This window comes from Leucobacter sp. G161 (assembly GCF_001482305.1).
Lineage (GTDB): Bacteria > Actinomycetota > Actinomycetes > Actinomycetales > Microbacteriaceae > Leucobacter.
The window spans coordinates 1-20,291 of the sequence record NZ_LOHP01000021.1 but is presented as its reverse complement, the minus strand read 5'-3'; the positions used below and the strand labels follow the sequence as shown (position 1 = coordinate 20,291).

The 20,291-nt window shown below is 64.0% G+C and carries 16 protein-coding genes; 7 read left to right on the top strand and 9 right to left on the bottom strand.

The genetic code is table 11. From position 1 onward, the window contains the following. Nucleotides 1-6 precede the first annotated feature (6 nt). The 5 genes from ppk2 to AUL38_RS02640 are packed head-to-tail and all read right to left on the bottom strand — an operon-like array spanning nt 7 to nt 3,651. Entirely contained in the window at nt 7-954 is a 948-nt protein-coding gene (gene ppk2, locus AUL38_RS02660; protein ID WP_059059078.1) for a polyphosphate kinase 2, read from the bottom strand. A 33-nt stretch (nt 955-987) separates the two neighbouring features. Further along, nucleotides 988-1,302: a metal-sensitive transcriptional regulator gene (locus AUL38_RS02655; RefSeq protein ID WP_059059077.1), complete on the bottom strand. Its 315-nt coding sequence runs from the start codon at nt 1,300-1,302 to the stop codon at nt 988-990. A gap of 10 nt (nt 1,303-1,312) precedes the next feature. After that, entirely contained in the window at nt 1,313-2,269 is a 957-nt protein-coding gene (rarD, locus tag AUL38_RS02650) for an EamA family transporter RarD (RefSeq protein WP_059059075.1), read from the bottom strand. Further along, the gene (locus tag AUL38_RS02645) at nt 2,250-2,702 is read right to left on the bottom strand and encodes a GNAT family N-acetyltransferase (protein ID WP_059059072.1); all 453 of its coding nucleotides are present in this window, start codon (nt 2,700-2,702) and stop codon (nt 2,250-2,252) included. The genes rarD and AUL38_RS02645 overlap by 20 nt, the downstream gene beginning before the upstream one ends. 40 nt (nt 2,703-2,742) lie before the next feature. After that, nucleotides 2,743-3,651 carry an ROK family protein gene (locus AUL38_RS02640; protein ID WP_059059070.1) on the bottom strand — a complete coding sequence of 303 codons (909 nt, stop codon included), beginning with the start codon at nt 3,649-3,651 and terminating at the stop codon, nt 2,743-2,745. 244 nt (nt 3,652-3,895) lie between these two features. On the opposite strand from AUL38_RS02640, the gene AUL38_RS02635 reads away from it, so the two are divergent. Both AUL38_RS02635 and AUL38_RS02630 read left to right on the top strand, forming a co-directional pair. Continuing rightward, nucleotides 3,896-8,443 (top strand): ExeM/NucH family extracellular endonuclease, encoded by a 4,548-nt coding sequence (locus tag AUL38_RS02635; RefSeq protein WP_059059068.1) that lies wholly within the window; start codon nt 3,896-3,898, stop codon nt 8,441-8,443. Nucleotides 8,444-8,686: 243 nt separating this feature from the next. Continuing rightward, nucleotides 8,687-9,754, top strand: coding sequence for an ABC transporter ATP-binding protein (locus tag AUL38_RS02630; protein WP_059059066.1), 1,068 nt, complete (start codon nt 8,687-8,689; stop codon nt 9,752-9,754). Nucleotides 9,755-9,871: 117 nt separating this feature from the next. On the opposite strand, the gene AUL38_RS02625 is transcribed toward AUL38_RS02630, so the two are convergent. After that, nucleotides 9,872-10,525 (bottom strand): TetR/AcrR family transcriptional regulator, encoded by a 654-nt coding sequence (locus tag AUL38_RS02625; protein ID WP_083506536.1) that lies wholly within the window; start codon nt 10,523-10,525, stop codon nt 9,872-9,874. A 77-nt stretch (nt 10,526-10,602) separates the two neighbouring features. On the opposite strand from AUL38_RS02625, the gene AUL38_RS02620 reads away from it, so the two are divergent. From AUL38_RS02620 to AUL38_RS02605, 4 genes are read left to right on the top strand one after another with little or no spacing between them, the layout of a single operon-like run. Beyond that, nucleotides 10,603-11,997: an amidase gene (locus AUL38_RS02620; RefSeq protein ID WP_059059061.1), complete on the top strand. Its 1,395-nt coding sequence runs from the start codon at nt 10,603-10,605 to the stop codon at nt 11,995-11,997. Next, nucleotides 11,982-12,893 carry a carbon-nitrogen hydrolase family protein gene (locus tag AUL38_RS02615; RefSeq protein WP_201023666.1) on the top strand — a complete coding sequence of 304 codons (912 nt, stop codon included), beginning with the start codon at nt 11,982-11,984 and terminating at the stop codon, nt 12,891-12,893. The genes AUL38_RS02620 and AUL38_RS02615 overlap by 16 nt, the downstream gene beginning before the upstream one ends. 46 nt (nt 12,894-12,939) lie before the next feature. Then, entirely contained in the window at nt 12,940-14,334 is a 1,395-nt protein-coding gene (locus tag AUL38_RS02610; RefSeq protein ID WP_083506534.1) for an APC family permease, read from the top strand. A 44-nt stretch (nt 14,335-14,378) separates the two neighbouring features. Further along, on the top strand, nt 14,379-16,019 hold the full coding sequence (locus AUL38_RS02605; protein WP_059059059.1) for an amidohydrolase: 1,641 nt from the start codon (nt 14,379-14,381) through the stop codon (nt 16,017-16,019). Between the two features lie 125 nt (nt 16,020-16,144). Here AUL38_RS02605 and AUL38_RS02600 read toward each other — a convergent pair whose 3' ends face one another. Then, nucleotides 16,145-17,212, bottom strand: a complete 1,068-nt coding sequence (locus AUL38_RS02600) for an LCP family protein (protein ID WP_059059155.1) — start codon at nt 17,210-17,212, stop codon at nt 16,145-16,147. Between the two features lie 186 nt (nt 17,213-17,398). On the opposite strand from AUL38_RS02600, the gene AUL38_RS02595 reads away from it, so the two are divergent. Then, nucleotides 17,399-17,869, top strand: coding sequence for a VanZ family protein (locus AUL38_RS02595; protein ID WP_153006440.1), 471 nt, complete (start codon nt 17,399-17,401; stop codon nt 17,867-17,869). A 221-nt stretch (nt 17,870-18,090) separates the two neighbouring features. Here the strand turns inward: AUL38_RS02595 and AUL38_RS02590 are convergent, their stop codons facing one another. After that, complete coding sequence (locus AUL38_RS02590; RefSeq protein ID WP_161937392.1) at nt 18,091-19,047, bottom strand: DDE-type integrase/transposase/recombinase; 957 nt, start codon at nt 19,045-19,047, stop codon at nt 18,091-18,093. A gap of 474 nt (nt 19,048-19,521) precedes the next feature. Beyond that, the gene (locus tag AUL38_RS02585; protein WP_083506533.1) at nt 19,522-20,238 is read right to left on the bottom strand and encodes a DDE-type integrase/transposase/recombinase; all 717 of its coding nucleotides are present in this window, start codon (nt 20,236-20,238) and stop codon (nt 19,522-19,524) included. Nucleotides 20,239-20,291: the final 53 nt, after the last annotated feature.

The window sequence follows — 20,291 nt, the reverse complement described above, 5'->3', positions numbered from 1 at the left end:
GCGCGGCTAGTTGACGACCGGGAATGTGCCGGTCGGAGTCTCACCGTCGTCGTACACGTCGCTCGGCGATCCGATGATCTTCGTGTCCGGGGTGCCAACGAGGTCGTAATCCTTGTTGGGGTAGTCGAACTTAGCGAGCACCCAGCGCATCGCCTCGAGCCGGGCGCGCTTCTTGTCGTTCGACTTCACGACCGTCCAGGGCGCGTAGCTCGTGTCGGTGTAGAAGAACATGGCCTCTTTGGCGCGCGTGTAGTCGTCCCACTTGTCGAGGCTCGCGAGGTCGGTCGGCGACAGCTTCCACTGCTTCACGCGATCCTGCGAGCGTGAGGCGAAGCGTGCGCGCTGTTCGGCCTTCCCGACGGAGAACCAGAACTTGATGAGGTGGATACCCGAGTTCACGAGCAGCTCTTCGAAGTCGGGGGCGGAGCGCGTGAACTCGAGGTACTGCTGCGGGGTGCAGTAGTCCATGACGCGTTCGACGCCCGCGCGGTTGTACCAGGAGCGGTCGAACATGACGATCTCGCCGCCGGCAGGCAGGTGCGCGACGTACCGCTGGAAGTACCACTGGGTCTGTTCGCGCTCGGTCGGGATCTCGAGCGCGACGACCCGCGCGCCACGCGGGTTCATATGCTCGGTGAAGCGCTTAATCGCGCCACCCTTGCCGGCCGCATCACGGCCCTCGAAGATGATGACGATCTTCTGCCCGGACTCTTTCACCCAGGCCTGGAGCTTGAGGAGTTCGATCTGCAGCTTGCGCTTCGTCTTCTCGTACTCTTTGCGTCCGAGCTTCATGTCGTACGGGTAGCCCTGCCGCCAGGGGGCGTCGGGTGAGCCGTCGTCGACATCGTCGGTGCCGAGGAGCTCACCGATCTCGTCGATCTCGGGGGTGATGTCGACCTGGCCGGGCTCGGCCAGCTCAAACTGTGGTGTTGCGGGGGTGGGTTCCTGAGTCATCGCGCTCCTTGCCTAACGGACCTGGCGCGTTCATCATCCCACGAAGCGGGAAATTGCCTGCGTGGCTTCGCGGAGTTTTTCCTGCGCGACTGCGCCGCCCTCTTCGGCGGCTGCTGCGACGCAGTGCCGGAGGTGGTCGTCGAGGAGCGAGAGCGCGACCCGCTCGAGCGCCTTGGTGGCCGCGGACACCTGGGTGAGGATATCGATGCAGTAGGTGTCGTCCTCGACCATGCGCTGCACGCCGCGCACCTGGCCCTCGGCACGCCGGAGCCGCTTGAGGAGGTCTTCCTTGTGCCCGATGTACCCGTGGTCGTGTCCCTGCGAACCATGTTCCTGCTGCTCACCCATAGTGAGCACTTTACCCTGTGGGCAGCGGCGGCGGGTCGGGGTCGTCGCCGCGCCGACGCCGCGCTCTCGTCGAGCGCGCGAGTTGCACGGTCCCGCCGATCACCAGGATGCCAACGGCGCCCCACACTGCGATGTACATCGGCCATTCGCCGCTCGTGATGCGTTCGCCGATGAGGATCGACGCGACGACGAGCAGCGCGGGTTCGAGGTAGCTCATGAGCCCGAAGATGCTGATGCTCAGGTAGCGCGACGCGAGGAGGTAGCAGATGAGCGCGATGCCGCTCCACACGCCGAACAGTGGTGCGAACCACACGAGGCTGGGGTTTGCCTGGAGCACGTCGCCGTTTGCGAACTCGCGTACCGCCAGCACGACAGCGAGCGGGGAGAGGAGCAGAAACTCCCAAAGCATGCCCCCGAGGTGGTTCGTGCCCATCGCGCGCCTGAGCACGAAGTAGACGGGGTAGCCGAACGCGACGAGCATCGTTTCCCATGAGATCGAGCCAACCCGCACGAATTCGAAGGCGACGCCGACGGCTGCGACGCCCGCGGCAAGCCAGTGCCACCACAGCAGCCGGTCTTTGTAGAGGAAACGGCCGACGACGACGAGCACGAGGGGGAGGAGGAAATAGCCGAGCGCGACCTGCAGGCCGCGCCCATTCAAGGGGGCCCAGCTGAACACCCAGAGCTGTGCTGCGACGAGAAACCCGGAGAAGATGAGGGGCAGCACGAGCAGCGGACGGGCGCGAATGCGGGCGCCGATGTCGGTGAAGAGCCGCAACTGTTTCAGCGTGGCAAGGGTCGCCAAAATCAGCGGGATCGTCACCAGGTTTCGCACGCCCCACAGCGACTCCGCTGAGGCGGGCGCGAGCAGTGGGGTGACGAAATAGACGCCGGCGAAGAGAAGGGAAGAAACTACCGAGACAACGAGGCCGCGCTCGGTGAACGACTTAGAGGTCGATTGCTCCAATGACCTCTCCGTAAGGGGTCTCGCCTACCGGCTTGAAGCCAATGTGCAAGAAGAACTCTTCCGGCCCCTCTGCGCCGCGCTCCCAGAGCACGGTCAGGCGATCTACCTCACGGCGGCGTGCCTCTCCGATCAGTGCTTCGACGGCAAACGTGCCGACACCGCTGCCCTGCACGTCGGCGTCCACGTTGATGCGCCACAGCGCAGCACGGAACTCCTCCTGCGTCGCATCGGGATCGAAGTTGCCGTGAATGAAGCCGACAACCTTGTCATCGAGGAGGACAACTCGCTGCCACGCGCTGTCTGCCGGGGTCACCGCGGCGGCTGCAGCGTAGGAGACAGGCGTGATGAACTGTTCCTGGCCGGGCTTCAGGCCGAGGGTGTTCACCGCAACGATCGTCGCCGCAGAGAGTTCTTCAAGTCGCAGTTCACTCATGACAACAGGCTACCTTGCGAAACGGTCTCCGCAACTGTGACTAGTCATTTACTGCAATAGCTGCGCCTATTGCGGCGGCCGGGGAACCCTCAGGTAAGACCCGGACTCGCTCGCTGAGCCGTAGCGCCGCAATAAATTCGGAGGCTTCCTCCTGATCCGCGAGCGTTTTTCTGATTCCCTCATACAGGGGGGAGCCGAGCAGCCGCAGCCCGCCACCAATGACGACTGCGCCCGGGTTCACGGTGAAGCCGAGCACCCGCACCGCGCTCGCCGCCCCGTCGATGAGTGAGTCGAGTGCGAGCCGCGCATCGGGGTCACCGGCGGCGACGGCGGCACCGAGGGCGCGGCCGGGGTGGTCGCCACCGGCGGGCCAGTAGGCCCGCAGCGCGGATCCGCTCGCCACGGTCTCGAGGCAGCCACACTGCCCGCACGGACAGGCCCGTCGTCGCGGGTCGATCGGGAGGTGTCCGATTTCGCCGGCGAAGCCGTCAGCGCCGCGCACGGGCGCCCCGTCGACGATGATGCCAGCAGCGAGGCCCGTACCGAGGTTCAGGTAGGCGACGGTGCCGTCGAGCCCCATGGTGAAGGCCGCACCGATCGCCGCTGCGGTGACGTCGTTGTCGAGGGATACGGGGATGCCGACCCTGCCGGCAAGAGCAGGGCCGAGCGCAAGCGAGGAGACGCCAAGGTTGTACGCGTTGCGGACGATGCCGTTCGCGCGGTCAACCTGGCCTGGGATCCCGATCCCGACGCCAGCGAACTCGGCGACGCCGCGCCCAGCGCCCGTGGCAAGCTCAGCGACGATCGCAGCGGTGGACGTGAGGACGCCCTCCTCGCCCGGTACGGAAGGGATCACGCGCCGCGCGACGATCTCGCCGCTCTCGTCGAGCGCGACGCCCTCGATCTTCGTGCCGCCAACGTCGAGGCCAATGCGAGGTGTCGTGATCATGATGCAGCACTTTCATGGACGGGGGAGCGCACGCACCCGGTGGGCGCGCACGGACCACAAACGGACTGGCACCAGGGTAACCCGTCGCCGCGACACTGCCAGGTGACGTCGAGGTGGCGGTTCGGTGACATCCCTAGCGCGCCTCGCGAACGCTCCATAGTCTGATTGCGGGGCCAGACGCCCCGCGACAACTTCACATGCCACATGGCCGATACGCTAACCGACACCGAGGAGCGCAGCATTCATGAAGTCTGATTCTGGCAGCCGAAGGGGTGACTCGTTCTTCCGAAGAAGCGAGCGCATTCCGGCAATCGCCGTCACCGCCGTCATGGCACTGGGCATGGGAGTTGCGGGCGCTGCCCCGGCCCTCGCCGCACCGGACAACACCGGGGTGGTGATCAGCGAGGCCTACCTCTCCGGGGGGAGCGCGAACGCCGCCTTCCAGCAGAAGTTCGTTGAGCTGTTCAACCCGACGGGAGAGCCGATTACCCTCGACGGCACCTCGCTGCAGTACCGTTCCTCGGGGAGCGACGGGCCCTCGAATGGCATCGCATCGCTCACCGGCACGATCCCGGCAGGCGGGCACTTCCTCGTCTCGGCCCCCGGCAACAACGGCGGCGCAGTGGGCGCGGCGCTTCCCGCGCCCGACATCGAGTCAGGATTGAACCCGAGCGGCACGAAGGGCACGATCGCACTCGTCGAGGGCACCGCGGCCGTCACGCTCCCCGTGGGGGATGTCGCGGGCGCCCCGGGCGTGATCGACGCGCTCGGCTACGGCACATCGAACACCTTCGAGGCCGCAGCGGCCCCGGCGCCGGCCGGCAACACCGACGTGAGGTCGCTGAACCGCGCCGACGCAGCCGACAGCGACAACAACGCCGCTGACTTCGTGCTCTCCGCAACGATCACACCGACGAACGCGGCCGGCGCGACGGCGCCCGATACGGGCACGGAACCGGATCCCGATCCAGACCCGGATCCGGGCACCGACCCCGGCGAGACCACGAAGCGCAGCATCGCCGAGGTACAGGGCACGAGCGATGTCTCGCCGCTGGTCGGGCAGACCGTGCAAGTCGAGGGCGTCATCACCGCCGACTACCGCACGGGCGGCTACGCCGGCGTCGCGATCCAGACCGCGGGCTCAGGCGGCGACGCCGCACCGCGCGAGGCATCCGACGGCATCTTCGTGTACCTCGACGGGAAGGATGTCGCGGGCGAGATCGGCGACCTCATCTCCGTGACCGGCGCGGTCAGCGAATACTTCGGACAGACCCAGATCACCCCGGCGGCAGTCGGCGACGTCGCACTCGTGCAGCAGGAGGCCGGCGTTCCCGCTGCGACCCCGCTGCCCGACTCGGTCGTCGGTGACGCTCGCGAGGCCTACGAGAACATGCTCGTCGCGCCGACCGGCGACTACTTCGTCGCCTCCAACCACCAGCTCTTCAACTACGGCGCGCTCTGGCTCAACCCCGGTGAACTGCAGGTGAAGAGCACCGAAACGACGCGCCCAGGCCCGGACGCCAACGCGATCGCGCAGGCGAACGCCGACGCCCGCATTCTGCTCGATGACGGCTACTCGATCCAGACGACGAACAACGCCCACCCCGGCGAGCAGCCCTACTTCACGAAGGACACGGTCGTGCGCAACGGCGACACCGTGAACTTCGCCGAGCAGGCGTTCGTGCTGCAGTACGGCTTCGACGAGTGGCGGCTGCAGCCCCAGGCCCCACTCGACAGCACCTCGCCCGAATCGCAGCGCGTAAGCTTCACCGCGAAGAACGCACGACCCGAGGCGCCGAAGGTCGGCGGCGACGCGAAGGTCGCCGCGTTCAACGTGTACAACTACTTCACGACGCTGCAGAGCGACAACAAGAACGCACGCGGCGCGAAGACCGCCGCGCAGTTCACGACGCAGAAGTCGAAGATCGTCACCGCGATCAACGAGCTCGACGCCGACATCGTCGGCCTTATGGAGATCGAGAACTCGGTGAAGTTCGGCAAGCCCGCAGACACGGCGCTCGCCGATCTCGTCGACGGCCTAAACGAGGCGGCCGGCAGCAAGGTGTGGGGCTACGTTCCGACACCGAAGGCGCTGCAGAACCCCGCAACGACCGACTACATCACGAACGCGATCATCTTCAAGAACGACGCTGTGAAGCTCAAGGGCGACAGCCAGACGATCACCGATGAGAGCGTGTGGAACAACGCACGCGAGCCCATCGCGCAGGCCTTCGACATCGACGGTCGCACCGTCACCGTCGTCTCCAACCACTTCAAGTCGAAGTCGGGCAAGGGCGACGAGCCCGCAGACGGCCAGGGCCACTTCAATGACGACCGCGTCGCGCAGGCGAAGTCGCTGCTCAGCTTCACCGAGGAGCTCGAGGCAAGCACGGGCAGCCCCGACATGCTGCTCGTCGGCGACTTCAACGCCTACGGGCAGGAGGACCCGGTCTTCGAGTTCACCTCGCAGGGCTGGATCGACACGGCGCCCGCGCTCGCCGCAGGGCAGTACAGCTACACATTCAACGGTGAGCTCGGATCGCTCGACCACGTGTTGGCATCGCCCTCGCTCAAGGACTCGCTGACCGGTGCGGCGATCTGGGGCACGAACGCCGCCGAGTGGGGCGATCGCGGTTACGCGTTCGGCGCCGCCGACCCTGGCACCCCGTTCCGCGCGAGCGACCACGACCCCATCGTCGTCGGGGTGACCGCGCAGGCGAAGCCCGTAAGCATCGACGTCGCGACGATCAACGACTTCCACGGCCGCATCGAGGCCGACGGGAAGGCCGCTGGCGCAGCGGTGATCTCGGGCGCCGTCGCCGAGTTCCGTAAGAACAACCCGAACCTCATCTTCGCGGGTGCGGGTGACCTCATCGGCGCGTCGACGTTCACGTCGTTCATTCAGAAGGACGAGCCGACGATCGACGCGTTGAACCTCGCGGGGCTCGATGTGAGCGCCGCGGGCAACCACGAGTTCGATGAGGGCTGGGAGGACCTGCGCGATCGCGTGCAGGATCGCGCGGACTGGGAGTACATCTCCTCGAACGTGTTCATCTCGGAGACAGGCAAGCCAGCGCTCGCCCCGTCCTGGGTGCGCGAGGTCGACGGCGTGAGTGTCGGCTTCGTCGGCGCCGTGACCGAGGATCTCGACACGCTCGTCTCACCCGAGGGCATCAAGGATCTCGAGGTGCGCAGCGTCGCCGAGTCGGTGAACGACGCGGCTGCAGCGCTCCGCGACGGTGACGACGCGAACGGCGAGGCCGACGTGGTGATCCTCCTCGTGCACGAGGGCGCAGCAACGACCGAGCTCGCGAGCATCACCCCCGAGTCGCAGCTCGGCAAGATCGTGAACGGTGTCGGCGACGACGTCGACGCGATCGTGTCGGCGCACACGCACCTCGCCTACAACCACGTCATCGACGGCCGCCCGGTCGTCTCGGCTGGCCAGTACGGCGAGAACCTCGGGCTCATGAACCTGCAGGTCGACCGCGACACCAAGGAGCTCATCTCGATCACGAACGAGATCAAGCCCCTCGTCGTCGACGGCGAGCCACAGTACCCGGCTGACCCCGCGGTGCAGGAGGTCGTTGATGCGGCGAAGGCCGAGGCTGACGTGCTCGGCGGCGTCTCCGTTGGATCGATCACGGCCGACTTCAACCGCGCTCGCCAGAGCGACGGGAAGAGCGAGAACCGCGGCGGCGAGTCGACGATCGGCAACTTCGTCGCCGACGCGCACCTGTGGTCGACCGACGCGGATATCGCGCTCATGAACCCGGGCGGCATCCGCGCGAACCTCACGTTCGCGTCCTCCGGCGAGGGCGATGCCGACGGCAACGTCACCTACCGCGAGGCCGCAACCGTGCAGCCGTTCGCGAACGCGCTCACCACGATCCAGCTCACGGGAGCCCAGGTGAAGAGCGTGCTCGAGGAGCAGTGGCAGCCCGAGGGATCGGCCAGGCCGTTCCTCAAGCTCGGCGTCTCGAAGGGGCTGAGCTACCAGTACGACCCGGCAGCTGCACGCGGCGAGCACATCACCTCGATCACGCTCGACGGGAAGCCGCTCGACATGGCGAAGACCTACACGGTCGCGGCGAACGCGTTCCTCTCGGGCGGCGGCGACAACTTCGTCTCATTCCGCGAGGGCACCGACCTCCGCGACACCGGCCGCTCCGACCTGCAGTCCATGGTCGAGTGGTTCGCCATCAACAAGGAGGCGACGCCGGATCTCGCCCAGCGCGCCGTTGGCGTGCAGCTCAGCGCGCCCCCGGCAGCGGCCCAGGCGCGCGCAGCGAAGGCAACGGGCGGCGAATACCGCCCGGGCGACGAGGTCACCGTCGAGCTCAGCTCGCTCGCGTTCTCCGCGGGAGAGGCTGCACCGGAATCCGTGACCGCCGCGCTCTCCGGTGCGACTGTCGCGACCGCCCCGGTTGATGCGGCCGTGATCGACGCCTCCGACGAGGCCGGACGTGCGACGCTGAGCTTCGCGATCCCCAAGGGGCTCACGGGCGCGCAGCAGCTCGAGATCGTCACGAGTGACGGGCTGACGAAGGTCGCGCTGCCGCTCCAGCTCGCTGGCGACACGACTGGGAAGCCGGACCCAGAGGGCCCCGGCACCGGCAAGCCTGATCCCGAGAAGCCTGGCAGCGGCGCCCCGAACCCCGGTGGCACCGGGACGCTCCCTGAGACGGGTGCGGAGCTCGGGTGGATCGGCGGCGCGACGCTCGTGCTGCTCGCCCTCGGTGGTGGGCTGCTGCTCGCGGCACGTCGCCGGGCAGGCCACACAACCGAGTAGTCAGTCGGGCCCGGATCCACTGATCCTGGCCCGCGGCCAGAGCGCCCGTCCCTCCCGACACGGAAGGGGGCGGGCGCTCTGCGTGTTGCGCGCCCTGAGGCCAGCAGACAACACCCAAAAAGTTCACTGGCGGGGCATGCCGCTGTGCTAACCTGACGATGCCCAATGACGGGCAGCGGCGGAGCAATCTGCCGTCATTCCACTACGGATCGTCCGGCACGTACCTGCCGGTGGAGGAAAATCATGGCATCAGTCACGTTTGAAGGCATTACTCGCGTCTACCCTGGCACGGATCGTCCCTCGGTAGATCAGCTCAGTCTCGAGATTGAAGACGGCGAGTTTCTCGTTCTTGTCGGCCCCTCGGGCTGCGGCAAGTCGACCACGCTGCGCATGCTCGCCGGTCTCGAAGAGATCGACGAGGGCCGCATCCTCATCGGCGAATCCGATGTCACCGACGTCGCCCCGAAGGATCGCGACATCGCGATGGTCTTCCAGAACTACGCGCTGTACCCGCACATGACCGTCGCAGAAAACATGGGCTTCGCCCTGAAGATCGCTGGCATCTCCAAGGACGAGCGGGCCGCACGCGTGCTCGAGGCTGCGAAGCTCCTTGACCTTGAGGATTACCTCGACCGCAAGCCGAAGGCGCTCTCCGGCGGCCAGCGCCAGCGCGTCGCCATGGGCCGCGCGATCGTGCGCCAGCCCCGCGTCTTCCTCATGGACGAGCCGCTGTCGAACCTCGACGCGAAGCTGCGCGTGCAAACCCGCACCCAGATCGCGTCGCTCCAGCGCCGGCTCGGCGTCACCACCGTCTACGTCACTCACGACCAGACCGAGGCGCTCACCATGGGCGACCGCATCGCGGTGCTCAAGGACGGCGTGCTGCAGCAGGTCGGCACCCCGAGCGAGCTTTACGAAACCCCGGTGAACGTCTTCGTCGCCGGCTTCATCGGGTCGCCAGCGATGAACCTCTTCCCGACGACGCTCACCGCCGAGGGCGTAAAGTTCGGGTCGCTCACCGTTCCCGTCGCCGCGGTCGGCGCGGCAACGAACGCTGTCACCGTGGGCATTCGCCCCGAGGACCTCGTCGTCGCGACCGCCGGCGAGCCCGGGGTGTCGGTGCAGATCGACCTCGTTGAGGAGCTCGGCGCCGACGGTTACCTGTACGGGCACACCACCGACGGTGAGGCCGCGCAGATCGTCGCCCGCGTCGACGGCCGCAACCACCCGAAGGCTGGCGAGACTGTCACGCTCGTGCCGAACCCCAAGCACATGCACGTGTTCGACGCGGTGAGCGGCGAGCGGCTGTAGGGCTAGCTCGCGTCGACTGCTGCTGCATCAGCACGGTGTATTGAAGGGCCCAGGATCGCTCTCTGCGTGAGCAGCGTGCGATCCTGGGCCCGTACTGTTGCCAGTGACCGAAGTGGTTCAGGGCTCGGGAGGCGAAGTCTCACCGAACTCGTGTTCGAAACCGGTGATAAATACTTGGAGACTGTGTTCGAACGCAGCGAGCGTCCGCAGGTTTGTCAGCGGTGAAGACTCCTCCGACACAACTTTTGGCTGGAGTGACTGCGTGCGGGCCCACACCATGAGAAAGCCAGTCGCGTACGCATCGAGCGCGCCCAGCACCTCGTAGGCTCGCTCTGTTGGCAGCCCAGTGCGGTGGAGCGCTGCCGCCATGCCCTCAAGGTGCTCCACTACTGGAGCGATGCCATAGGGGGCGAGCGCGAGAAGCTCGAAGGAATCTGGATAGGCCGAAGCGAGGTCGCGGTATGCGAACAATGAGGCTGAAATGAGCTCTTGCCAACTCCCAAAGTCGGTTGCCGTGACGTCCAGCAGTCTGCTCCGCTCGAGCAGTTCTTGCACGATCGCTGCAATGAGGTCATCGCGGTTCTGAACGTGTGAGTACAGACTCATCGTGCCGCATCCCAGCGAAGTGGCGAGGGCGCGCATCGAGAGGCGCGCGAGGCCGTTCTCCTCAATGAAGTCAATCGCGGCATCTGTTATCGATGCACGACTAAGTGGAGCGGCCTGCGTTGTAGGTCGACCGACATTTGACTGAGTCTCTTGACACTCGGGCATTTCTTCACTTTACTAGGCTTACAACTCGAGCCGTACAGTGTACGGTGACGCAACGAGGCGTCTGAGACAGAGAGAGAATGATGTCGATTACGCACCTCACGGCCACCGAGGCGACCACACTGTTCGAATCAGGCGAGATCTCGCCTGTCGAATTGCTCACCGAAACGCTCAAACGGCTCGACCACGCGGAGCCTGTTATCAACGCGGTCACTGAAGACCTCAGAGAGGCCGCCTTCGCGGCAGCCCGTGAGTCAGAGCAGCGATTTCGCGACGGCACTGCTCGACCGCTTGAAGGAATTCCGCTCATGACCAAGGATGAGCAACCGATGCAGGGGCGCCTTTCGCAAGACGGGTCGCTACTCCTCAAAGGGGAGCGCGCTGAGGTGACACATCCGGTCATCCAGCGAATTCAAGCCGCGGGCGCTGTCATTCACGGGCGATCGACGAACCCCGAATTCTGCTGTTCGTCGGTTACTCATTCGAAACTCTGGGGCATCACGCGTAACCCCTTTAATCCTGGTTTCACACCCGGTGGATCGTCAGGCGGGGCGGGCGCTGCACTGGCCGCAGGATCGACTGTGCTCGCCACCGGCTCCGATATTGGTGGATCAATTCGTATCCCGGCCGCGTTCTGTGGGGTTGTTGGCTTCAAGCCACCGTTCGGGCGGGTCCCGGGACTTGCTCCGTACAACAGCGACACCTATTGCGCTGATGGGCCGATGGGGCGGTCTGTTGGAGACGTAGCGCGACTCCAGAACGTCATGGTAGGAGCATGGACGCACGACCAGGCCTCCTTGCGGGAGGAAGTGCACCTCTCAGCTGAGGTGAAGGATCTTCGGGGCACGAGGATCGCGCTCTGCCTCACTCTTGGAGACTACGAGCTTGACCCTGCGGTGCGCGAGAACACGCTCGCAGTGGCCGAGGCGTTGCGCGCGACCGGGGCAACGGTGGACGAGGTCGAGCTCCCGTGGACGAAACATGAGATCTTCGAGCTGATGTGGACTCACTTCGGTGCCATCATGGGTTCCTCGATCGAAGACACCTTGCAGGGTGACGAATCCCGTCGGGAGCTTATGATGCCGTACACCCGAGCATTCATTGACCGGGCAGGAACCTCCCTGAGTTATACGGAAGGGCTCGCTGGTGAAGCCCGGTTCTATCGCCCGCTCGGTGAACTGCTCGAGCGCTATGACGCGCTCGTATGCCCCACCGTTGCGAGTACTGATCTTGCAGCTGATGCTCCCGCTGATGACATCGACGGCGTCTTCAGCACGATGCTGACCATGCCGTTCAATATCGTTGGACGGGTGCCGGTGCTTGCTGTGCCGTCGGGGCTGGCGAGCAATGGCGTCCCGACAGGAGTGCAGATTGTGGGTCGTACTTACGCAGACCAGTCTGTGTTTCGTGTTGGAGCGGCGCTTGAAGCAGAACTTGCGTTGTGGACGGGAGGTGCCTGGTGGCCAAGCCTGTAATGGTGTCGAGGTCGCTGGCGATCGCACTCATGCAAGTGCGGTCGTCTCCTTCGCTGGAAGACCTCGAGAAGCAGGTGACCGACGTGCTCACCTCGTCGCCTGCAACGCGGCTCATTGTTTTCCCGGAACTGCACCTCACCAACCCGGGCGACGGATTCGCGGAGGGCGGCCCCCGTTTCGGGGAGCTTGAGCCCATCGATGGGGCCCGGTCCGCGAAACTCCGTGACATCGCGCGCTCGAACGGTATCTGGTTGATCCCGGGCAGCGTGGCTGAAGCCGATGGAGGGGCGATCTACAACACCATGCCCGTGTATTCCCCTGACGGCGAGCTCGTGGCGAGCTATCGCAAGATCTTCCCGTGGCGGCCATACGAGCCTTCGCGAGCGGGCAACACAATCGCGTCGTTCGACATGCCGGGTGTTGGCAAGATTGGACTCACCATTTGCTACGACGCCTGGTTCCCCGAGATACACCGGCAGCTCGCATGGGATGGGTGTGACGTGATTGTTAACGTCGTCCTCACTCCGACAATAGATCGCGAGCAGGAACTAGTGCTCGCCCGCGCAAACGCGATCGTGAACCAGGTCTTCATCGCAAGCGTGAACGCGGCAACTCCCTCGGGGGTGGGTCAGAGCCTCATCGTCGATCCGGAAGGCCGCGTTCGCAGCCATGCTGTCGGGGCAGAGCCCTGCGTGGTGACCGATGTCCTTCGCCTCAGCACCGTCGATGAGGTTCGGGCGCACGGTACTGCGGGCCTGAACCGAGTCTGGAACCAGTTCGAGGTTCCAGACGCTGGCGATCCGATCGAGCTTCCGATTTACGGAGGCAGAATCACCCCGGCGACCTGGAAATCGGCTGCCATCTCCGCGGGCTCGGTTGCAGAAGATCCCGCCTAACGAGCTCCACCCCACTCTTACATCGATCTCAAAGGAGCGATCAAACATGTCAAAACAGGTCAAGAAACTTATCCCTCAATTGGGGCTCACGGGCCTCGTAGTCTTTGGGCTCTCATATATGGCCCCGGCTGTGGTGATCGCAACGTTCGGTGTGATCGCGACACTCTCCCACGGCGCATCGGCGCTCGCCTACGTCTTTGCAACGCTGGCGATGGTACTCACCGCCATGAGCTACGGAAAACTCGCCAAAGCTTTTCCCGCAGCGGGCTCCATCTACACCTATGCGCGGCGTACACTCGGCAGCAAATTAGGGTTTCTCTCAGGGTGGGTGATCCTGCTCGACTACATGTTCCTACCCATGGTCGCCTGGCTGATCACTGCGCTGTACTTCTCGGCCCAGTTTCCCTTTCTACCGTCCTGGGCATGGGGCCTTATCCTCATCGCCTTCTGCACGATCGTCAACACTGTAGGTCTGAAGTTCGCGGATCGGTTTAATCGGCTGCTGTTGTTACTCACGCTGGTTGGAGTGCTGGCGCTCATCGGGTTTGGCATCGCGTTCGCGTCTGGCACCACGAACGAGGTGAGTGTGGCTATTTGGCCCGCAGGAGCGTCTATCTCGGCAATCGCCGCAGGCGCTGCCGTCGCCGCTTACTCCTTCCTCGGTTTTGATGCCGTAAGTACGCTCAGCGAAGAAGTGAAAGACCCTCAGCGCAACGTGCCCCGCGGCATTGTGTACGTCGTGCTCAGCGGTGGCATCATCTTTGTGCTCACCTCGTTCGTGATGCAGTGGTCGCACCCAGGTACAGAGTTTGCCAACACCGACACCGCGGGTTTTGAAGTGCTCAACCTCATTGGTGGGCCGGTGTTCGCAGGCCTGGTGAACTCCACCATCCTTATCGGTGGAATCGCCTCCTGTGTCGCCGTTCAGGCAAGTGGTAGCCGGCTGCTCTTCGTGATGGGTCGCGACGGGGTCTTCCCGCGGCGCGCATTCGCCTTCCTCCACGACCGGTTCCGCACTCCGACATTCAACCTCTTGCTCATCGCTGCGATCGGTCTGATCGGTCAGTTCCTGACCGTCGGTGACGCGACGTCGCTCATCAACTTCGGCGCCTTCCTTGCGTTCACCGTTGCCAATGTCTGTGTGTTTGTGCTCTGGTTCAAGAATCGCCACAAGATGCCGCTGCGACGTCACTTCTTTGGGTACTTGCTGATTCCCTTTCTAGGCGCGGCAGTGGATCTCTTTCTGCTCTTCAGCCTCGGGCCGCTTGCTCTGATGGTCGGCGGTCTCTGGCTTGCGGCTGGAGTGATCTACCTTGCGTTTCTCACCAAAGGCTTCCGTCGGCCAGCACCTGGACTGGACATCGATAGTGCTGAACGGGGAGATGCGGGAGCGCAGGTGAGCACCCGCACTGAAGTAGCACCCGTGATCGGCGAAGAGTAGCTCGCACCACACATCATTACCACCACCACAGAGAGGACAGGGACATGGGACCGCGAGACTCAAGCAGAGCAGTCGCAATTGTCGGCGCACGGATGCACCGAAACACCGGGGCGAGCGATGTTCACGAGCCCCCAGCCACGGCGCTCCTCATACAGGACGGGGTCATCTCGGCGATCGGGTCAGACGACGAGATACTTGCGGCCGCCGGCCAGTGGGTTCCCGTTATTCAGGCGAACGGAGCAACGCTCACTCCAGGGCTCTGGGATTCGCACGCCCACCCAGACTCAGGGGCGGTGTCGACCCGCGGAATCGATCTCGGTGGCGTGGGCACCATCGCTGAGCTCCGAACCCGGCTCGGTGCGGCACTGGACAGCCTCGCCCCGGATACCTGGCTTGAAGGCTGGAATCTTGAGTACGAGATGTTCGAGGAGAACGGCATCGACCGACGCGCCTTTGAAGATGTGACCGGTGACCGCCCCGTCTTTCTGCGCTTCTATGACGGACATACCGGGCTGGTGTCGGGCGCTGCTCTCGCTGCGGCCGGCGTGGTCGAACCGATCCGGTACCCCGACGGCAGCGAGACCGTCGTCGACGGCACCGGGCGTTTTACTGGTGAGCTCTGCGAAATGTCAGTGTTGAGTTTCATGACTGAGGCAATTCCGGTGCTCGATCTCGAAGCTGAGCTGGATCGCTTCGAGGCGGTGTTGCTCAGGTTTGCGGCAGCGGGTCTCACCGGTTGCGCGGTCATGGACGGCAGCAGTCGCACGCGCGAGTTGCTCAGCGCGCTCGAGGCGAGAGACCGGTTGCCGCAACGCGTCGTCGTGCACGAATGGCACCGGGTGCACTTCACGGATGCTGACCAAGATCGCATCATCTCGACCAGGCATGAGCGAGGGCGATTGTGGGAAGGGGGCGCTGTGAAGCTCTTCTCCGACGGTGTTGTCGATACCGGCACCGCCCTGTTGCATGAGCGAGACACGTACGGCGAAGGAACCCGCGCCGCCTGGCCTGAGTGGCCAGAATACCTGCGGGTGATCCGGCGGTACCACGACGCAGGGATGCTCATCGCAACCCACGCGGTGGGTGACCGCGCGGTGAACGACGTAATCGATGCATATGCGGATCTCCCGCCGCGGGCAGCGTCACTCCCCGCGCATTCGATCGAGCATCTGGAGGTCATGAGCGATGCTGACGTGGCGAAAGTCGGCAGTTCGGGCGTCACAGCATCGATGCAGCCCCTGCACATGCAGTGGCGGAAGCCTGACTTCACTGACAACTGGTCCCAACGGCTTGGCGTTGATCGGCGATCGACCGGATACAGGGCCAGAGGCGTTATCGACTCGGGAGGGAGGTTGACGCTCGGGTCTGACTGGCCCGTTGCCGACTATAACCCGCTCGTCGGAATGGCCTGGGCCCGGGGCCGGCAAGAACCGGGATCGGACGAGTCGGCCGTGTTCGAGCCAGAGGAGCGACTCACCGGAGAGGAAGCCCTCCTGGCATACACGCTCTGGCCGGCGCTGGCCCGCGGGTACACCGATCGTGGGCACCTATCAGTCGGCGCCGTCGGAGACGTGACGCTGTTCGACGGCGACCCGGTGACGGCGCCCACAGACTCGCTGCCCGCTCTCTCTGTGCTGCTTACAGTGGTCGACGGCACGATCGTGCACCGGTGTGACGCAAGCTGAAGCTCGAACGGCAGTTCCGCGTTAGCTATCGTGGCTGCCCCAAAGCAAGGGCCCCGTTCACCTCTGTAATCGCCGAGGTGAACGGGGCCCTGTCACGCTACGGAAGCGTCACGCTGCCGAGGGCGTTAGCCCGCCTGCCGCGTGCTCGCGTAGTGGTCGAGGGTGCCGTCGCGCATCGCGGCACGGAGCACCTCGATTTCGGTCCAGTCAGGCAGCACGATCGACTGGCCGTCACCTGAGGTTCCGGTGCCGAGCGTCGGGCTCGTGAAGAACGTGATGTCGTCCTTGCGGATCTCACGCAGGTCAAGGCCGAGGCTGACTGCGGTGGGGAGGGTGAGCTCCTTGTCGACGATGAGGTACGGCTTCAGCGCGTCGAAGGTGCCCGTGATCTTGCCAGGGTTCGTCAGCGTTTCCTTGCTGAGCATCTGCGAGAGCAGGCCCTTGAGGTAGATCTGCTGGTTGCGTGCGCGCTGGTAGTCGCCGTCATCGAAGGCGTAACGCTCACGAACGAAGCCGAGTGCCTCTTCGCCGGTGAGCGTGATCTTGCCCTGCGGGAAGGCAAAGCTGCCGTGGTGCGAGGTGAAGGCGATCGGGTTGTCAATCGTGACGCCGCCAACGGCGTCGGTGAGACCCTTGAACGAGTCGAAGTCGACGAGCGCGACATGGTCGATGCGTGCGTCGATGAAGTTCTCAACGGTGTTCACCGCGAGGGGAATCCCGCCAAACGCGACCGCCGCGTTGATCTTTGCCTCGCCGTGGCCCTGGATCTCGACCCAGTTGTCTCGCATGACCGACATCACGGTGACGTGCTTGCGGTCGGGGGAGACCTGCGCGACCATGATGGCGTCGCTGCGGAAGCCGCCGAGATCTTCTGCGGTGGCGTTCGCGTCCGTGGTGTCGCGAGAGTCCGAGCCGAGGAGCAGCACGTTGATGGGGGCCTTCTTGCCCGGGGGTGGCTCTACGGCCGCCGGCCGCTCAAGCGTGGGGTCAACGGTCTCGACGCGCTCGATCTCGCTGTACGCGCTGTTCACGAGTGCGTAGACGATGCCTGCGCCAACGCCGACGAGCGCGAGAATGGCGACGATCACGATGACGGTGTTGCGCAGGCCGTGGCTCTTCTTCGGTGGCGTGTTCTGGGACTCCTCGGAGGCCTCAGACAGCATCTTCTCGAATTCGGTTAGGTTCTCACCCATGCGGGCTCCCTCGGTGTAGGTCAGGCGCGACATCGCTCGCGCATGAGACAGGAGCAACGCAGATTCGGCGAGTTCCAGGGTACTTGAGCCACATAGGGATCGCCAATCAAACGCAGGATCAACATAGTGTGGCCCACTAAGCTGCGGGTTCCCTTTGTTTTGTTCGTTAACCCCAGGAGTCCCACCTTGACCAGCCATCAGTCAGATCGTCGATCCGCACGGCGGGGGCTGTCGGCGCGGCAGTGGGTTGGCGCCGTCGGGTTGGGCGCCGTGCTGCTCGCAGCGCTCGCCATCACCCTCAACCCCACCCCCGTCGAACGTGGGCGGAGTGACACCGTCTGGGCGTTTCTCGACATGCTGCACCGCATCGGAATCCCCGAGTCATTTGGCTACCTCGAGCTCGAGTTCACGGCGAACATCATCATGTTTCTGCCGCTCGGCTTCTTCTTCGCGTTGCTCGTCGCAGAACGATCGTGGTGGCTCGCGCTCGCTTTCCCCTTGGTGCTCTCTATAGGTATTGAACTCACGCAGCTATTAGTGCTGCCCGAACGGTTCGCGGACATCTCCGACGTGATCGCGAACTCACTCGGGGGCTGGCTTGGGGCGGGTGTCGCTGCGTTCGTGCCGCGGGGTAAATCGGCCGACGAGTTACGCTAGCGCCCCGAAGCTTCTTATGGCGGCTGCATTTCCGTAATCTTCGCGTGCGGTAATAACTGGTGTGAGAAAGATACTGAGCCGCATGCTGGACCGCGCCTACGCAACCCCCAAGGATTACCGCACCCTGGACTGCAGGAGTGGACTGCACCTCGGCTGCGAGCTCTGCAGCTGCTCGTGTCACCTATAGCTACCTGTACGTGTGCGGAGCGTGGTGCCTCTTGTCAAGATGCTCGCGAAAGGTGACCGCGTGCCTCACCCGGAAATGCTCGCGAAACACCGGCACTCAACGCCGTGGTCTTGGCCGCAGCAAGCTGAATCAGTCGAGCCTGGATCGCGACAATCCCCCGCGTCAGATCAGCCGGATTGACGGCATCGAATTGCGCTTGTAGCTGCGTAACCTGTTCCTCCGCGAGTACCCCAGAATCGATGACACGCTGGAACGGAGTACGAGGAACGTCATACACCCGCACGTTCTTCCCGTTCTGATTACTCCGGTACCCGATGGCCTTCGTGGTCGCGGTAAACATGTTCAGACGGATACGAACGAGCCCGTACAGCTCGTTTAATAACCGCAACTCTGTGGCCGTGTCGTAACGGTAATGGAACGCGTGCCGGCGCACCACATCCCCGTTTTTCTGCTCCACGTGGGCGTTGTCGTTGGAATGGTACGGGCGGGACCTGGTGAAATACAGGTCGCGTTCATCCGCCCATGCCACGAGGGCTGCGTTGATGAACTCGCCCCCGTTGTCGCTATCGATCCCAGTGAGGGGAAACGGGAGCCGCTGCTCGATCACGGGCATCGCCTCCAATACCCACCTGTGGGCCCCGTTCTTGAGGGCCAAGCTCTCAGTCCAGCCCGTATACACATCAGTGACTGTCAGCGTGCGACAGAATTCGCCCTTGAGAGTGGGCCCGCAGTGCAGGACGAGGTCGATCTCACAAAACCCGGGTACCTGTTCATGCTCGTCTCCAGCCCGGCGGACCGTGATCGAGGTGCGCAGGAGCGGCCCGGCTTTGGTGCCCGACATCCCGGCTAAACGCATCCCCTCGCGGGTGGGTTTCAAGAGCCGATCAATGGTCGCTCCTGACACAGCCAACAGCTGCGTGTGGGTGTGCTCGGTGAGGCGAGTGGTATCAAGTTCGCCGTGTTCAATCAGTTTCGGCAACCAGATATCCATCGTTGCGGCGAGATACTTCCCCGAGGGCTGTCCAGCGAGTTGCCACACCCTGATGAGGAGCTTTAAGGTGTCGTACCCATAAGTGCGGGGCCGCGGGGCTCGTTTGGCGGGCCGTTGGGGGCCACGGCGTTTCCCCGCGGCCGTGACTTGTCGGCGAGCGTTCGCGCGTGACCAGTCGGTCGTCGTGACGAGTGCGTCGAGCATCTGGCCGCGCGTCTTCTTCGTCGCGGTCGCGTAGTCGCGCGCATACTTCTTCGTGATCTCGGTTTGGTCGACATCGACAATGCACCCATTCCACCAGCACACCCGAAAGCTCGATGGGTGGCTAGCGTTTCGCGAGCATTTCTCAAATGAGGCAGGCACCCCATTTCGCGAGCACTTTAGATGAGTCTCGTCGAGGAGCGTAGTGCCTCCTGTCAAGATGATCGCGTAACCCAACTTGTGCCTCACATAGTTTGATCGCGTAGTCCCGGCTCAGGCAGAACGAATCTTCACGCCGCCGGTCTGCCGCTTCCGCCTCTGCTTCTTCGCGTCTTCTACCTCGGCCGTGAGGGCTTCGGTCTTCCACCTGGCTTTGGTGACGAGCATGCCCTGATACCTGACAATGTCACGCGTCAGTTCAACAGGGTTGAGCTTCGCATACTGTGTGCGCAACGCACGTTCTTGAGCTTTGGAGAGCACCCCTGAATCGAGCAGCCGCTGAAACGGAGTCCTCGGATCGTCATACACACGCCGCCGACGCCCCTGCCCATCCACACTCCACCCGACTGGCTTCTTCGTGGGTGTGAAGAAGTTCATCTTCCACACCACCACCTGCCAGAGCTTCGTGAGGACGTCTCGCTCGGCGGCTGTGTCGTAGCGGTAGTAGAAGCCATACTTGCGCACGATGTGATTGTTTTTGGACTCGACGACCGCTTGATCATTCTTCTTGTAGGGCCGGGACCTCGTGAAGAACACCTGCCGTTCACCAGCCCACGCCACGACTTGGTCGTTGATGAACTCGGAGCCGTTGTCGCAATCGAGTCCGGCAACATCAAACGGCAATGCTCTTTCGAGACGATCGAGCGCGGCAATCATGTGTACACGCGCGTTATTGCGGAGGACTTCCAGGTGGGTCCATCCCGTGTATACGCAGGTCGCAGTGAGGGTTCTCGCGAACTCACCCGGGTCTGATGCACGTTTAGGTGACATTCAACATGGCTAGTTTCTGCTGGCCTGGAAGGATGAACCTATGCCTCCTCGTT

Bases quoted from the DNA above. Each gene is read 5' to 3' on its own strand.
- AUL38_RS02610 (WP_083506534.1), top strand. From the start codon at position 12,940: ATGTCAAAACAGGTCAAGAAACTTATCCCTCAATTGGGGCTCACGGGC.
- AUL38_RS02605 (WP_059059059.1), top strand. From the start codon at position 14,379: ATGGGACCGCGAGACTCAAGCAGAGCAGTCGCAATTGTCGGCGCACGG.
- AUL38_RS02640 (WP_059059070.1), bottom strand. From the start codon at position 3,651: ATGATCACGACACCTCGCATTGGCCTCGACGTTGGCGGCACGAAGATC.
- AUL38_RS02655 (WP_059059077.1), bottom strand. From the start codon at position 1,302: ATGGGTGAGCAGCAGGAACATGGTTCGCAGGGACACGACCACGGGTAC.
- AUL38_RS02585 (WP_083506533.1), bottom strand. From the start codon at position 20,238: ATGTCACCTAAACGTGCATCAGACCCGGGTGAGTTCGCGAGAACCCTC.
- AUL38_RS02630 (WP_059059066.1), top strand. From the start codon at position 8,687: ATGGCATCAGTCACGTTTGAAGGCATTACTCGCGTCTACCCTGGCACG.
- ppk2 (WP_059059078.1), bottom strand. From the start codon at position 954: ATGACTCAGGAACCCACCCCCGCAACACCACAGTTTGAGCTGGCCGAG.
- AUL38_RS02600 (WP_059059155.1), bottom strand. From the start codon at position 17,212: ATGGGTGAGAACCTAACCGAATTCGAGAAGATGCTGTCTGAGGCCTCC.
- AUL38_RS02620 (WP_059059061.1), top strand. From the start codon at position 10,603: ATGATGTCGATTACGCACCTCACGGCCACCGAGGCGACCACACTGTTC.
- AUL38_RS02645 (WP_059059072.1), bottom strand. From the start codon at position 2,702: ATGAGTGAACTGCGACTTGAAGAACTCTCTGCGGCGACGATCGTTGCG.
- AUL38_RS02625 (WP_083506536.1), bottom strand. From the start codon at position 10,525: ATGCCCGAGTGTCAAGAGACTCAGTCAAATGTCGGTCGACCTACAACG.
- AUL38_RS02590 (WP_161937392.1), bottom strand. From the start codon at position 19,047: ATGGATATCTGGTTGCCGAAACTGATTGAACACGGCGAACTTGATACC.
- AUL38_RS02635 (WP_059059068.1), top strand. From the start codon at position 3,896: ATGAAGTCTGATTCTGGCAGCCGAAGGGGTGACTCGTTCTTCCGAAGA.